The organism is Micromonospora sp. NPDC048170 (genome assembly GCF_040652795.1).
Classification (GTDB): Bacteria; Actinomycetota; Actinomycetes; order Mycobacteriales; family Micromonosporaceae; genus Micromonospora.
Window position 1 is genome coordinate 16,134 of sequence record NZ_JBEZMR010000031.1, and the last position, 14,584, is coordinate 30,717.

Below are 14,584 nucleotides of genomic sequence, written 5' to 3' on the forward strand. Positions count from 1 at the left end.
CCACGCCGGCGCCGCCGGCGCACCGCCGCCCCGGCGGACGCTGGCGGCGGCGCCCGGCAGGCGCTGGCGCAGGTGCCCGCCGGACGGTCAGCGCGCGCCGTAGCCGTACCGCACGATGTGCTCGGCGGACCTCTCGTACACCACCGGGTCCTCCGGGGCCAGCGTGCCCAGCCCGTCCACGTACCGGTTGAACATGCAGAACGCCGCCGCGATCAGCACCGTGTCGTGGATCTCCAGGTTCGTCGCGCCCGCGGCCCGGGCAACCTTGACCAGGTCCGCCGTCACGTCACGGCCACTGCGCTGCACGGCACCGGCGATCTCCAGCAGCGCCCGCAGCTTGTCGCTGATCTCGGCGGTCACCGGATCGGCACGGACCTGGTCCACCAGCCGCATGCCGGAGGGAAGCTGCGCCGCCGCGAACGCCGAGTGCGAGGCACAGCAGAAGCGGCACTCGTTCAGCCCCGACACGTACGCCGCGATCAGTTCCCGCTCGCCCGGGGTCAGCGTCGGGTGCGGGGTACGCAGCAGCGTCTCCGCCAACTCGCTGAGCGGCTTGGCCGTCTCGGGACGGAACCGCATCGGGCCATTGATGCCCGGATGCGCCTGCTCGTCGAGACCAAGGTCGATGTGTGCCATGCGGTCACCCTCCCTGCCACGGCCGCGCTCGCACGCGGTCGATCGCCGACAATGCCGAACGGGCATGACGGTCCCAGCTTCGCGGGAGCCGGCACAACTTCGGAATTGCGGCGTCGCCCGGCGGGATCAGACCAGGAAGATCAAGGCGAGCCAGGCGCCCACGATCAGCGCCAGTGCGACCGCCAGCACCCAGGTGGGCACCGTGTACTCGCCGCGCCGGTTACGCTCGATCTCGGCGCGGATCTTCTCGCGGCGGCGCTCGGCCCAGTTCTGGCGCTGGCGGCCGCTCTCGGGAGGTTCAGAAGTCGTCATGGCGCGGTCAGCCTACCCGGCCGGCCGGCCCGGACGGCGGTCAGCACCGCACCGGGCCGGCGTCACCGTCACATGCTGGCGATCAGCCGCTCCACCCGCTCGTCGTACGCCCGGAACGGGTCCTTGCAGAGCACGGTGCGCTGCGCCTGGTCGTTGAGCTTGAGGTGCACCCAGTCGACGGTGAAGTCGCGCCGCTTCTCCTGCGCGTGCCGGATGAACTCCCCGCGCAGCCGGGCCCGGGTCGTCTGCGGCGGGGTCTCCTTGGCCTCGAAGATCTCCGGATCGGTCGCCACCCGGTCCACCTCGCCGCGCCGCTCCAGCAGCCCGTAGAGGCCCCGGCCCCGGCGCAGGTCGTGGTAGGCCAGATCCATCTGGGCCACCCGCGGATGCGACAGCGGCAGGTCGTGCTTGCGCTGGTAGCGCTCGATGAGCCGCAGCTTGGTCACCCAGTCGATCTCCCGCGACACCGGCTCCAGGTCACCGGTCTCCACCGCGTTCAGCACGCGGCCCCACAGGTCCACCACCCGCTTGGCGGTCTGGTCGCCGCCGCGCCGCTCCACGAACTCCGTCGCCTTGGCCAGGTATTCCTGCTGGATCTCCAGCGCGCTGACCTCCTTGCCGGAGGACAGCCGCACCTTGCGCCGGCCGGTGATGTCGTGCGACACCTCGCGGATCGCCCGGATCGGGTTCTCCAGCGTCAGGTCGCGCATCACCACCCCGGCCTCGATCATCCGCAGCACGATGTCGGCCGTGCCGACCTTGAGCAGCGTCGTGACCTCGTTCATGTTGGAGTCCCCGACGATGACGTGCAGCCGGCGGTAGCGCTCCGCGTCCGCGTGCGGCTCGTCCCGGGTATTGATGATCGGCCGGCTCCGGGTCGTCGCCGACGAGACACCCTCCCAGATGTGCTCGGCCCGCTGGGAGAGGCAGTAGACCGCGCCGCGCGGCGTCTGCAGCACCTTGCCCGCCCCGCAGATCAACTGCCGGGTGACCAGGAACGGGATCAGCACGTCGGCCAGCCGGCCGAACTCCCCGTGCCGGGACACCAGGTAGTTCTCGTGGCAACCGTACGAGTTGCCGGCCGAATCGGTGTTGTTCTTGAACAGGTAGATCTCGCCCGCGATGCCCTCGTCGTGCAGCCGCTTCTCCGCGTCGACGAGCAGACCCTCCAGGATCCGCTCACCGGCCCGGTCGTGCGCGACCAGGTCCACCACCGAGTCACACTCCGGCGTGGCGTACTCCGGGTGCGAGCCGACGTCCAGGTAGAGCCGGGCGCCGTTACGCAGGAACACGTTGCTCGACCGGCCCCACGACACCACGCGGCGGAAGAGGTATCGGGCGACCTCGTCGGGGGACAGCCGCCGCTGCCCACGGTAGGTGCAGGTGACGCCGTACTCGGTCTCGATGCCGAAGATTCGCCGCTCCATGATGAGACATTAGCCGCCCGAGGCCCCAGACGGGCAGCGCACACAGCAGGCCTGTCTCACCCGGACGCCCAATGGTCACCCCGGACCCCGCGCCACCGTGCCCGGTGGACACGGGAGTCAGCCGCCACGGGCGACACGTCCCCGCCCGTCTCCGCGTCCCAGGTGGACGCTCGGCGCTGCGTGACGCTCGGCTGCTGCCGGGCTCGGCCGACCGGCAGTTCGCGGCCGGTCGGCCCGGCTGCCGGTGCGCGGACGAGTGAATTCGTGGGCCCGCCCGCCTCGGCGCGCCGGAAGCACCCGGGACCGCCGGCCGTCGCGTGGACCGGCCCGCGAAGAGTCCCGGCCACGCCCGGACCGGCGGACGCGGACCCCGGAGGACGGCCGGGCACGGCGACGCGCCCTCGGCCGCCCGTCCGGGGCCTGCTCCGCTACGCCTCGGGGTTCTCCTGGCCCTCCAGGTCCGCGGAGCCGGCCGACGTGGTGGGCTTCTTCGCCTCCTCGGTCGGCGAGGCCGGCGTCTCCGGGCGGGCCGGCACCGGCTCCTCGACCCTGTCGCCGTCGAGCAGGGCGGTCAACGCGGCCCCCGTGATGCGGCGGAACGTCCGCCCCACCCGGCGCCGGTCCAGCACCGCCACCTCCAGCTGGTTCGCGGCGATGGTCCGCGCGGCGCCGCCCTCTCCCCCGACGCTGCCGAGCGCCTGCACCGCGACCTTCACCGCCTCACCCAGCGACATGTCCGGACGGTGGTGGGACTTCAGCACGCCGGTGATCGCCTCGGCCTGCCCGCCCATCGCCATCCGGCCCGGCTCGTCGTTGACGGAGCCGTCGTAGGTGAGCCGGTAGAGCTCGTCGTCATCGGCGGTGGCACCGACCTCCGCCACGCACATCTCCACCTCGAACGGCTTCGACTGCTCGGTGAAGATGGCGCCCAGCGTCTGCGCGAACGCGTTCGCCAGGGCCCGGCCGGTGACGTCACGCCGGTCGTAGCTCAGGCCGTTGAAGTCGGCCATCCGCACCCCGGCGCGGCGCAGGTTCTCGAACTCGTTGTAGCGACCGACGGCGGCGAAGCCGATCCGGTCGTAGATCTCGCTGACCTTGTGCAGGGCGCTGGAGAGGTTCTCGGCGACGAAGAGCACCCCGCCCTCGTAGCTCAGGACCACCGCGCTGCGGCCCCGGGCGATGCCCTTGCGGGCCAACTCGGAACGGTCGCGCATGATCTGCTCGGGCGAGGCGTAGAACTGCATGGCCACGGCGGCGGTTCTCCTTAGGGCGCTGTGCTGGCGGCTGCTGACTGGTGCGGGCGGGAGCGGATCAACCGCCCGGGTTCTCCATCCGGCCCGAGACAACGCTCTCGGCGATCGCCGACATCTCCTCGTCGGTGAGCCGGTGGGTGCCCTCCGCCGTCGCCGTCATCACGACCGGGTAGATCCGCCGGATCAGGTCCGGGCCGCCGGTGGCGGTGTCGTCGTCGGCCGCGTCGTAGAGCGCCTCGACCGCGAGCCGGACCGCCTCGTCGATGGAGAGCCCCGGCTGGAAACGCTTCTTCAGCGCCGACCGGGCGAAGAGCGAGCCGGAGCCGATCGCGTCGTAGCCGGTCTCCTCGTAGGGGCCGCCGGTGACGTCGAAGCTGAAGATGCGGCCGGCCCGCGCCGGGTCCTTGCCAGCCAGGTCGAAGCCGGCGAAGAGCGGAATCACCGCGAGACCCTGCATCGCGGCGCCCAGGTTGCCGCGGATCATCGAGGCGAGCCGGTTGGCCTTGCCGTCGAGCGAGAGCATCGCGCCCTCGATCTTCTCGTAGTGCTCCAGTTCCACCTGGAACAGTCGCATCAGCTCGATGCCGATCCCCGCCGTGCCGGCGATGCCGACCAGGGAGTACGCATCGGCCGGGTGCACCTTTTCGATGTCGCGCTGGGCGATCAGGTTGCCCATGGTGGCCCGCCGGTCGCCGGCCATCACGACACCGCCGACGGCCGAGATGGCCACGATGGTCGTCGCGTGCGGCGCCATGTCGGCGGCCATACCCGGCGGCAGCGGCCGGCGGCCGGGCAGCATCTCGGGGGCCACCTTGCTCAGGAACGAGGTGAAGGAGGACGTCCCCGCGTTGGTGAACACATCTGGTAGACGCCCGGATGGATCAAAACCCGCTGCCACGTGGTTCCTCTCAGATATGTGATCGCCCCGGCCAGCCGCGACTGATCGTCACGGAACTGGCCAAGACCACCGTTGCAGTTGAAGCACAATATCCCGCACACCCACCCGGTGCGATGATCGTGGTCCAGATGTTGCGGGTCCGCGCCACCGTAGAGCCGCCGGGCCGGCTCTTTGCCCCGTGCGTTGTGACAGGGCTTGCAGTAGCCGTGCCGCCCGCTGCCCCTGGTCGTCCGCGGAAAGTCCTCCACCGATTTGATCTGCTCGCAGTCCGGGCACCGCTTCAGACCCTCGCCAACCGGCACGACAGAACGATTCCGTGGCCCGATGCCGCGCTTACGACGACTCGCCGCAGAACGGGCCGCCGGACAGGACTTGCAGTAGTAGGCAAGCCCGTCCACCCGCCGCCGATTGCGGTGGAACTCGGCGACGGGCAGCAGACGGTCACCCTGGGGGCACACCTTGTCCGACATGATTTGCAAATCGGACATAAGGTATCATTGACCGCCCTTTTGCACGTAACCGCGCACGAATTCCTCGGCGTTCTCCTCGAGGACGGAGTCGATCTCGTCGAGCAGGTCGTCGACGTCCTCGGTGATCTCGGCGTGCCGCTCGGCGACCTCCGGGTTCGCCTCCGTGGTGACGTCCTCGACTTCCTCGCCCTGACGCGACTTGCCCGACTGCGACTGCCCGCCGCTGTCACGAGTGGCCATTGCTGCCTCCTCCACGATCGCCTGCGATCAACTTACCTCGCGGAGGCGACGAAAAGCCCGCCGCGCGCCGGCTTCGGCACGCGACGGGCATCCGTCGACGACGGTCAGCCGCCGGTGAGGGTCTCCAACAGGTCCTTGGCGCTGGGGCACCGGTCGAAGAGTGCGCCGACGTGCTTGCGGGTGCCGCGCTCCGGCTCCATCATCGGCACCCGCACCAGCGATTCCCGCCCGACGTCGAAGATGACCGAGTCCCAGCTGGCCGCGACGACCTCGGAGGCGTACTGGGCCAGGCAGCGGCCACGGAAGTAGGCCCGGGTGTCCTCCGGCGGTTCGGTCATCGCGGTACGGGTCTGCTCGTCGTCGAGCAGCGTCCTCATCGCGCCGCGGGAGACCAGCCGGTGGTAGAGGCCCTTCTCCGGGCGGACGTCGGAGTACTGCAGGTCGACCAGTTGGAGCTTGTGCGAGCCCCAGCCGAGCTGCTCCCGCTCCCGGTAACCCTCCAGCAGCCGCAGCTTGGCCACCCAGTCCAGCTCGTCGGCGCAGAGCATGACGTCGCGGCCCAGCCTGTCCAGCACACGCTCCCAGCGGGCGAGCACGTCGAGGGTCTGCGCGTCGGCGTCGCTGCCGTAGCGGTCGTCCACGAAGGACCGGACCCGCTCGTAGTACGCCCACTGCAGGTCCAGGGCGGTCAGCCGCCGCCCGTCGCGCAGCCGCATCCGGTGCGTCAGGGACGGGTCGTGGCTGACGGCCCGCAGCTCGCTGACCGGGTCGGCGATGCCGAGGTCGGGGCCGAGCGCCTTCTCCTCGATCATCGTGAGGATCAGCGCCGTCGTGCCGACCTTGAGGTACGTGGAGATCTCCGACAGGTTCGCGTCGCCGATGATGACGTGCAGCCGGCGGTACTTGTCGGCGTCGGCGTGCGGCTCGTCGCGGGTGTTGATGATCGGGCGCTTGAGGGTGGTCTCCAGGCCGACCTCGACCTCGAAGAAGTCCGCACGCTGGGAGATCTGGAAGCCGCTCTGCCCGCCGTCCTGGCCGATGCCGACCCGACCGGCGCCACAGACGATCTGCCGGGTCACGAAGAACGGCGTCAGGTACGCGACGATGTCGGCGAACGGCGTCTGGCGGCGCATCAGGTAGTTCTCGTGGGAGCCGTAGCTGGCGCCCTTGTTGTCGGTGTTGTTCTTGTAGAGGTGGATCGGGTGGGTGCCGGGAATGGTGGCGGCGCGGCGGGCCGCCTCGGCCATCACCCGTTCCCCCGCCTTGTCCCAGCGCACCAGGTCCAGCGGGTTGGTCACCTCGGGTGTGGAGTATTCCGGGTGGGCGTGGTCGACGTAGAGCCGCGCCCCGTTGGTGAGTATCACGTTGGCGAGCCCGAGGTCCTCGTCGGCGAGCGCCTCGGCCGGGTCGTACGCGGCACCGGAGTAGGTGAAGCCGCGCGCGTCCCGCAGCGGCGACTCCTCCTCGTAGTCCCAGCGGGCACGGCCGCCCCTGTTGAGTTCGGGGCGTGCCCCGTAGGCGTTGACCACCTGGGAGGAGGTGACCATGGGGTTGGCCCCGGCCTGGCCGGGAACGGAGATGCCGTACTCGACCTCGGTGCCCATGATCCGTCTAACGCTCATCGACCTACCCGCTTCGCTCGCCCGACCGGTCCCCCGTCACGTCGAGCGTAGTCGGCCGCGCGGCGGAAGGGGGCACGCCGGACCGGGGCGACGCCGGCACGGCCGTCGCCGAGCCGTCTCTGGTCGGAGGGGCGGCCCGGACGGGCCGGGGCCCGCGACGCGTCGCGTCGCGGGCCCCGTGCGGATGTCCGTCAGAGGTACTGGCCGGTGTTGCTGGCGGTCTCGATGGACCGGCCGGCCTCCGCGCCCTTGCCGCCGGAGACGAGCGTACGGATGTAGACGATCCGTTCGCCCTTCTTGCCGGAGATGCGGGCCCAGTCGTCGGGGTTGGTGGTGTTGGGCAGGTCCTCGTTCTCCCGGAACTCGTCGACGCAGGCGTCGAGGAGGTGTTGCAGGCGCAGGCCTTTGCGTCCGGAGGTGAGGAACTCCTTGATGGCCATCTTCTTGCCCCGGTCGACGATGTTCTGGATCATCGCCCCCGAGTTGAAGTCCTTGAAGTAGAGGACTTCCTTGTCGCCGTTGGCGTAGGTGACCTCGAGGAAGCGGTTCTCCTCGGTCTCCGAGTACATCCGCAGCACGACCGCGTCGATCATCGCCGCGACGGTGGCCTGGGGGTCGCCGCCGTGCTCGGCCAGATCGTCCGGGTGCAGCGGCAGCCCGGAGAGGATGTACTTGGAGAAGATGTCCTTGGCCGCCTCGGCGTCCGGCCGCTCGATCTTGATCTTCACGTCGAGTCGGCCGGGGCGCAGGATCGCCGGGTCGATCATGTCTTCCCGGTTGGAGGCGCCGATGACGATGACGTTCTCCAGCCCCTCCACACCGTCGATCTCGCTGAGCAACTGCGGGACGATGGTGTTCTCCACGTCGGAGGAGACACCGGAGCCACGGGTCCGGAAGATCGAGTCCATCTCGTCGAAGAACACGATGACCGGGGTGCCCTCGCCGGCTTTCTCGCGGGCCCGTTGGAAGATCAGCCGGATGTGCCGCTCGGTCTCGCCGACGTACTTGTTGAGCAGCTCCGGGCCCTTGATGTTGAGGAAGAAGCTGGTGTGCCGCTCCTTGCCCTCCCGCTCGGCGATCTTCTTCGCCAGCGAGTTGGCCACCGCCTTGGCGATCAGCGTCTTGCCGCAGCCGGGCGGGCCGTAGAGCAGGATGCCCTTCGGCGGGCGGAGCTGGTGCTCACGGAACAGGTCGGCGTGCAGGAAGGGCAGCTCCACCGCGTCGCGGATCTGCTCGATCTGCGAGTGGAGGCCACCGATGTCGGTGTAGCCGACGTCGGGCACCTCCTCCAGGACCAGTTCCTCGACCTCGCTCTTCGGGATCCGCTCGTACGCGTACGCCGAGCGGGGCTCGATCATGAGCGAGTCGCCGGCCCTGATCGGCGCGCCGATCAGGGACTCGGCGAGGTGCACGATGCGCTCCTCGTCGGAGTGCGAGACCACCAGCGCCCGGTCGCCCGGGCCGTCGTCGGGACCCGCGAGGATCTCCTTGAGCATCACCACCTCGCCGACCCGCTCGTAGCCGAGCGCGTCGACGATGTTGAGCGCGTCGTTGAGCAGGACCTCCTGGCCGCGCCGCAACTCGGCGACGTCCAGCGAGGGCGAGACGGCGACGCGGAGCTTGCGCCCGCCGGTGAAGACGTCCACCGTGCCGTCGTCGTGCCGCGCGAGGAAGACGCCATAACCACTCGGCGGTTGCGCGAGGCGGTCGATCTCCTCCTTGAGCGTCACGATCTGCGCGCGCGCCTCCTTGAGGGTGCTCACGAGCCGGTCGTTGTTCTCTGTCAGCCGCGCCAACTGTGCCTGGGTGGCCGCCAACCGCTCTTCGAGCTGCCGGACGTGTCGGGGGCTTTCGGTCAACTTGCGCCGCACCAGGGCGAGTTCCTCCTGAAGGAACGCGACCTGCGTGGAGAGATCGTGGGCCTCCTTCTCCCACCGTGCGGCGCGCGAGTCCGCGTCGTCGCTGCGTGCCACGTCCCACCTCCCCGGGGGGCTTGAACGTTCTGCCCTAACACTAGCCGCTATGAGGCCGATTCGGTCCCACGCAACGCGCTCGTCACCGAACCTTGATCGCGAAGGGTGGCCCCGGGGGCCGGTCCCGGCGTTCGGGTACCGTCGGGGCGTGGGACGGGAGAACATGGGGGTTACGCCGTGGCGGAGGTCGTGACGGATCAGCTGCAGGTCTGGGTTGACCAGGATCTCTGCACGGGAGACGGGCTCTGCGTGCAGTACGCGCCCGAGGTCTTCGAATTCGACGTCGACGGGCTCGCGTACGTCAAGGGACCCGACGGCGAGCTGCGGCTGGCCCCGGGCAGCCGGGTCGACGTGCCGGAACACCTGCGCCTCGAGGTCATCGACTCGGCGAAGGAATGCCCGGGCGAGTGCATCCACGTGGTGCGCGGCAGCGACGGCGTCGAGGTGGCCGGCCCGGAGGCCGAGGAGGACTGACGGCCTGTCCCCCGTGCCGTCGGGCGCGGAGGGACGACCCCGGCCGCGCGCCCCGCCTGGCGCGGCCGGTCCGGTCGTACGGCTCAGAGCATCGGGCGGCCGACCACCGAGGCGACCAGGCGGGCGAACTCCTCCAGGCGGGCGATCTGCCCGGCGCCGCCGTCGTCGAGGGTCTTGCCGAAGCGCAGCGCGTCGTGTCGGGGCGCGCCGACCGACTCGTCGCTGGGCGGCGCCTCGTCCAGCGAGGTGAGCAGCAGGTAGACGTCGATGCTGTCGACCTGGATCCCGCCGTCGTCGTCGCGGGTCAGCCGGCGCCGGCAGCCGACCTCGGTCACCGTGGAGACCGGCACCACCCGCAGCGACGAGGTCATCGACCCCGCCGGCCCCTCCCCCGGCGGCACGTCCTCGCCGTGCCAGAGGACGAGCCGGCTGCCGTCGCAGACCACGACCTCCTGCCACACCCCGTTCACCTCGTTGACGAAGCGTTCCAGGGTGAAGCCGAGCACCGACGCGCCCCGCAGCACCCCGCCGAGCGCCTCCAGCGCGACGTCGGGATCCCGCAGGTACGCCCGGGCCGCCGATTCGAGGTCCTGGTAGGGCGACCAGTCCGGGAACACCGCCGGCAGGTCACCCCCGCCGAAACCCGGCCGGCTCATGCCACCTCCCCGTGCCCGGCCCGCCGGCGCGCGCCGGCGGGCGGGATCCGTCCGTTCACTCCTCGTCGCCCCGCCGTGCCGTCACGGCCGTTCCGGGTCACCGGCCGCCGCTACCCGCTGGGCTTCCGCCGTCGACTGCTGGGCCTCGGCTGCCGCCGCCTGCCTGGCGGCCTCGACCTCGCGTAGCGCCTGGCGGCGTTCGGCGTACGCCTCGGCGCCCTTGCTCGGCTTGCGGCGGCGCGGCGGAGCGGTGACGCCGGGGGCGAGTTTACGCGCGGAGACCAGGAACGCGGTGTGCGCGATCATGCGGTGGTCCGGTCGCACGGCCAGGCCCTCGGCGTGCCAGTCGCGGACCAGCGACTCCCAGGCCCGCGGCTCGGTCCAGCCGCCGCGCTCGCGCAGCGCCTCGACCAGCTCGGAGAGCTGCGGGGTGGTGGCGACGTAGCCGATGAACACGCCGCCGGGCACCAGGGCCCGCTCGACCATGTCGAGGGTCTCCCACGGGGTGAGCATGTCGAGGATGATCCGGTCGAAACCGGTCTCGGTGCAGCCGGCGACGTCGCCGACGTGCAGGTGCCACGCCGGGTGCGGCCTGTTGAAGAACGCCTCGACGTTGCGCCGGGCGATCTGGGCGAAGTCGTCGCGCACCTCGAAGGAGTGCAGCTCACCCTCGGTGCCGACGGCGCGCAGCAGCGAGCAGGACAGCGCGCCGGAGCCGGCGCCGGCCTCCAGGACCTTGGCGCCGGGGAAGATGTCGCCCATGGCGACGATCTGGGCGGAGTCCTTCGGGTAGATCACCTGGGCGCCGCGTGGCATGGAGAGCACGTAGTCCGACAGCAGCGGACGCAGGGCGAGGAACGCGGTGCCGCCGCCGGAGGTGGTGACCACGCTGCCGTCGGGCAGGCCGATCAGCGCCTCGTGCTCCAGGATGCCGCGGTGGGTGTGGAACGCCTTGCCCGGCTCCAGGGTGACCGTGTGCATGCGCCCCTTGGGGTCGGTCAGCTGCACCCGGTCGCCGGGCCGGAACGGGCCGCGGTGCACGGGGGGCAACGCCGGGGTGTCGGCGGGCACCGGGGTGCCCGGGTCGGCCGGGGCGACGGGGGGAGTTGCGGTCACGTGTTCATCTTCCGTTGAGGTTCGAGGAGCTGAGCCAGATCCGCGATGTGCAGGATGCCGACGACATCTTCGCCTGAGGTCACCACGTACTGCGCGCCCGGGTGGGTCTGCACCGTCTCCATCACGCGTTCCCCGTCCAGACCGACCGGCATCGAGGGCAGCGCGGCCAGCGAGCGGGCGACCGCGTCGACGGCCAGCCACGGTCGGCGTTCCACGGGCACGGCCTGCGCCGCGGCCGGGTCGACCAGGGCGATCGGCCGCCCGGCGGTGTCGGTGACGAGGAGCGCGGCGTCCGGGGTGCCCCCGTCGACGCGCCGCCGGTGCGCCTCGGCCAGCGGCGTACCGGTGGGCACGGCGAGCACCGGCCGGGCCAGCCGGGACAGGTCGATCAGCGGGAAGCGTCGGCTGATCCGGGCCATCCGGATCGACTGGCCGGCACCGCGCCACAGGGTGAACGCGACGAGCAGCATCAGCGGCAGCGCCAGCGGCACCAGGTCACGGGTGAGGGTGAGCAGGGCGACCAGCGCGGCGGTGCCGACGGCCACGACGCGTCCCACCCAGCCGGCGACCTCGGTGCCGCGGTGCCGGTCGCGGGTGACCGCCCAGACCGCCGCCCGCAGCGCCCGCCCGCCGTCGAGCGGCAGCCCGGGCAGGATGTTGAACAGCGCGACGATGACGTTGCTCACCGCCAGCTGGAACGCGAGCTGGTTGGCCAGGGTGCGGTCGGGCAGGGCGAGGGTGGCGGCGACCGCGAGCACGCCGAGCACGGCGGAGACGGCCGGGCCGGCGAGGGACACCAGCAGGTCGATCCGGGGTGTCGGGGCGTCCCGGTCCATCTCGGTGTAGCCGCCGAGCAGCTCCAGGGTGATCCCGCGCACACCGATGCCGTAGCGGCGGGCGGTGAGGGCGTGGCCGAGCTCGTGCAGGAGCACCGAGCCGAGCAGGGAGACCACGAAGCCGAAGCCGATCAGGTAGCCGGCGAGCTGCGAGAGATCGAGCTGGCGGCGGGCGAACTCGGCGTACAGCACGGTCACCAGCAGGGTGAGCAGCACCATCGAGCCGTTGAGGTGCAGTGGCACCCCGAACACCCTGCCGACGGTCAGGCCGGTCCGCGCGTCGGGCCGGCGGCGCGGTCGCCTCGTCTGCTCCATCGGCTCGATGCTACGCGGCGGGGATCATGCGCCGGTGCGGCGACGGCGGTGGTGTCATACCGGTGCCCTAACCTTCCGGGCATGACGGCGCAACCGGTGACCACGCAGCAGTCCTCGACCCCGGCCGAGGTCCCGGCGACGGTGCGGGCCTCGCTGTCGCCGTCGCGGGCGGCGGATTTCAAGACCTGCCCGCTGCTCTACCGGTTCCGCAGCATCGACCGGCTGCCCGAGCGGCCGACCGTCGAGCAGGCCCGGGGCACGCTGGTGCACGCGGTGCTGGAGCGGTTGTTCGACCTGCCGGCCGCCGGGCGCACCCCGACGGCGGCGGGCGACCTGGTGGCCCCGCAGTGGGATCGGTTGGTCACCGAGCAGCCCGAGCTGGCGGCGCTGTTCGCCGACGGCGACTCCCCGGCGGCGGCCGAGTTCCTCCGGTCCGCCGCCGGACTGCTGGAGGGCTACTTCACGGTGGAGGACCCGCGCCGGTTGGAGCCGGCCGAGCGGGAGAGCCTGATCTCGGCGGTGGTCGACGAGGAGCTGCTGATCCGGGGCTACGTCGACCGGCTCGACGTGGCGCCCGACGGGGCGCTGCGGGTGGTCGACTACAAGACCGGCGGTGCGCCGCGGGAGGCGTTCGAGGCGCGGGCGTTGTTCCAGCTCAAGTTCTACGCGCTGGTGCTCTGGCGCACCCGGGGCGTGGTGCCCCGGGTGCTGCGGCTGCTCTACCTGAAGGACGCGGAGGTCTGCGACTACGCCCCGGACGCCGACGAGCTGCTGCGCTTTGAGCGCACGGTGGTGGCGTTGTGGCGGGCGATCGAGCAGGCGACCGCCCAGCAGGATTTCCGCCCCAGGCCGAGCCGGCTCTGCGACTGGTGCAGCCACCAGGCTCTCTGCCCGACCTTCGGGGGCACGCCGCCGCCGTTCCCGACGCAGGCGGCGCCGGATCCGCTGCGCGACGCCCGGTCCCGCCCGACGCCTCCGGGGGCCGACGAGTGACCACGGAGCCGGCGAACAACCGCACGGGCCGGCGGATGACCGCGTGGGGCCAGCGCCGCCCCGCCGGGGATGAGTGACTCTCCTCCTGAGGGAGGAGGCGGGGTTCACCGTCCGCGACGATCAATCGGGCGCGTCGCCGGATAGCGTCGCGGTATGACTTCTGGGCCCCGGGCGTGGCTGCGCGGGCACCCGCTCGCCGCGGACGTGCTCCTCGCCGGCGGGCTCGTCGTCGCGGAGGTGGTGCTCACGGCGCTGACGCCCCGCGAGTACTGGCCGGGACGGCTGCTGGCGGCGCTGGGCTGGAGCGTGGTCTGTGCCGCGCCGGTGGTGTGGCGGCGGGTGGCGCCGTGGGCGGCGGTCGGGATGGCGGTGGCGACCCTGGCGGTGCCCCTGCTGGTCGGTCCCGCGCCGACCGCGCAGGGCCTGACCTTCATGGTGCTCACCTACACGATGGCCGCCGCCGGGCCACCGGGTACGGCGGCCGTGGCGGCGCTGGCGCTGTGGGTCCCGGTCGGGGTCACGAGCGCCGCCGCGCCGCCCGACGAACTGCTGGCGGAGGTCAACTCCACGTACCTGGTGCTGAACAATCTGCTGATCGGGGTGGTGTCGTACTCGGTGGGACGGGCCGTGCACGCCCGCCGGGCCTCCACGGAGGCGCTGCGGGAGCGGGCCCGGGCCGCCGAGGAGAACCAGCGTTCGCTGGCCGAGCGGGCGGTCGCCGACGAGCGTCGCCGCATCGCCCGGGAACTGCACGACGTGGTCGCGCACCACGTCAGCGTGATGGGGGTGCTCGCCACGGGCGCCCGTCGCGTACTGCCCCGGGATCCGGTCGCGGCCGACGGGGCGATCGCCACCATCGAGGAGACCAGCCGGGCCACGCTGCGGGAGCTGCGCCGGCTGCTCGACGTGCTGCGTACCGATGCCGAGCCGGCCGCCGACCTGGCCCCGCAACCGGGACTCGCCGGCATCGAGGCGCTGGTCGAGCAGGTACGCGAGGCCGGCCTGCCGGTGACCCTGCGGGTCCGGGGCACCCCGGGGGCGCTGGAGGAGGGGGTGGCGCTGACCCTCTACCGGATCACCCAGGAGGCGCTGACCAACACGCTCAAGCACGCCGGCTCAGCCACCGTGCAGGTGCTGCTGGGCTTCGACGGGGGCACGGTCGACGTGGAGATCACCGACACCGGGCGCGGCCCCGGGCCGGACGGCGACCGGATCGGGCACGGCCTGGTCGGGATGCGGGAGCGGGTCGCCCTCTACGGTGGTGTCCTGCGCACCGGGGCACGCCCGGGCGGGGGCTTCCGGGTGTCCGCGAGGATCCCGGTGGATCCCCGGGGCGCGGCGGCGTGACCGGGGATCGGAACGG

The 14,584-nt window shown here is 71.9% G+C and carries 15 protein-coding genes; 3 read left to right on the plus strand and 12 right to left on the minus strand.

All coding sequences use genetic code 11. The features are described from left to right. Positions 1–87: 87 nt before the first annotated feature. The 9 genes from AB0D32_RS27490 to arc form a co-directional block, all read right to left on the minus strand. Positions 88–636, minus strand: a complete 549-nt coding sequence (locus AB0D32_RS27490) for a carboxymuconolactone decarboxylase family protein (RefSeq protein ID WP_357096257.1) — start codon at positions 634–636, stop codon at positions 88–90. Positions 637–762: 126 nt separating this feature from the next. Beyond that, entirely contained in the window at positions 763–948 is a 186-nt protein-coding gene (locus AB0D32_RS27495) for a hypothetical protein (RefSeq protein ID WP_357096260.1), read from the minus strand. 68 nt (positions 949–1,016) lie between these two features. After that, positions 1,017–2,375 (minus strand): Pup--protein ligase, encoded by a 1,359-nt coding sequence (gene pafA, locus AB0D32_RS27500; protein WP_357096263.1) that lies wholly within the window; start codon positions 2,373–2,375, stop codon positions 1,017–1,019. 428 nt (positions 2,376–2,803) lie between these two features. Further along, positions 2,804–3,625 carry a proteasome subunit alpha gene (gene prcA, locus AB0D32_RS27505; RefSeq protein WP_357096266.1) on the minus strand — a complete coding sequence of 274 codons (822 nt, stop codon included), beginning with the start codon at positions 3,623–3,625 and terminating at the stop codon, positions 2,804–2,806. Between the two features lie 61 nt (positions 3,626–3,686). After that, positions 3,687–4,526 carry a proteasome subunit beta gene (gene prcB / locus AB0D32_RS27510; RefSeq protein ID WP_357096269.1) on the minus strand — a complete coding sequence of 280 codons (840 nt, stop codon included), beginning with the start codon at positions 4,524–4,526 and terminating at the stop codon, positions 3,687–3,689. Next, positions 4,445–5,014 carry an endonuclease domain-containing protein gene (locus AB0D32_RS27515; protein WP_357096272.1) on the minus strand — a complete coding sequence of 190 codons (570 nt, stop codon included), beginning with the start codon at positions 5,012–5,014 and terminating at the stop codon, positions 4,445–4,447. The genes prcB and AB0D32_RS27515 overlap by 82 nt, the downstream gene beginning before the upstream one ends. A 6-nt stretch (positions 5,015–5,020) precedes the next feature. After that, entirely contained in the window at positions 5,021–5,236 is a 216-nt protein-coding gene (locus tag AB0D32_RS27520; protein ID WP_091631007.1) for a ubiquitin-like protein Pup, read from the minus strand. 104 nt (positions 5,237–5,340) lie between these two features. Then, the gene (gene dop, locus AB0D32_RS27525) at positions 5,341–6,858 is read right to left on the minus strand and encodes a depupylase/deamidase Dop (RefSeq protein WP_357096276.1); all 1,518 of its coding nucleotides are present in this window, start codon (positions 6,856–6,858) and stop codon (positions 5,341–5,343) included. A 191-nt stretch (positions 6,859–7,049) separates the two neighbouring features. Further along, entirely contained in the window at positions 7,050–8,831 is a 1,782-nt protein-coding gene (gene arc, locus AB0D32_RS27530) for a proteasome ATPase (protein ID WP_357096279.1), read from the minus strand. Positions 8,832–9,008: 177 nt separating this feature from the next. On the opposite strand from arc, the gene AB0D32_RS27535 reads away from it, so the two are divergent. After that, positions 9,009–9,305 carry a ferredoxin gene (locus AB0D32_RS27535; RefSeq protein ID WP_091106683.1) on the plus strand — a complete coding sequence of 99 codons (297 nt, stop codon included), beginning with the start codon at positions 9,009–9,011 and terminating at the stop codon, positions 9,303–9,305. Between the two features lie 83 nt (positions 9,306–9,388). On the opposite strand, the gene AB0D32_RS27540 is transcribed toward AB0D32_RS27535, so the two are convergent. The 3 genes from AB0D32_RS27540 to AB0D32_RS27550 form a co-directional block, all read right to left on the minus strand. Beyond that, positions 9,389–9,961: a hypothetical protein gene (locus AB0D32_RS27540; protein ID WP_357096282.1), complete on the minus strand. Its 573-nt coding sequence runs from the start codon at positions 9,959–9,961 to the stop codon at positions 9,389–9,391. Between the two features lie 81 nt (positions 9,962–10,042). After that, positions 10,043–11,032, minus strand: a complete 990-nt coding sequence (locus tag AB0D32_RS27545; RefSeq protein WP_357096390.1) for a tRNA (adenine-N1)-methyltransferase — start codon at positions 11,030–11,032, stop codon at positions 10,043–10,045. Positions 11,033–11,073: 41 nt separating this feature from the next. Next, on the minus strand, positions 11,074–12,228 hold the full coding sequence (locus AB0D32_RS27550) for a site-2 protease family protein (RefSeq protein WP_357096285.1): 1,155 nt from the start codon (positions 12,226–12,228) through the stop codon (positions 11,074–11,076). An 81-nt stretch (positions 12,229–12,309) separates the two neighbouring features. Between AB0D32_RS27550 and AB0D32_RS27555 the strand changes: the two genes are divergently transcribed. Together AB0D32_RS27555 and AB0D32_RS27560 are read left to right on the plus strand one after the other, a co-directional pair. After that, positions 12,310–13,221: a RecB family exonuclease gene (locus AB0D32_RS27555; RefSeq protein ID WP_357096289.1), complete on the plus strand. Its 912-nt coding sequence runs from the start codon at positions 12,310–12,312 to the stop codon at positions 13,219–13,221. A gap of 153 nt (positions 13,222–13,374) precedes the next feature. Continuing rightward, positions 13,375–14,568, plus strand: coding sequence for a sensor histidine kinase (locus AB0D32_RS27560; protein ID WP_357096292.1), 1,194 nt, complete (start codon positions 13,375–13,377; stop codon positions 14,566–14,568). Positions 14,569–14,584 lie beyond the last annotated feature (16 nt).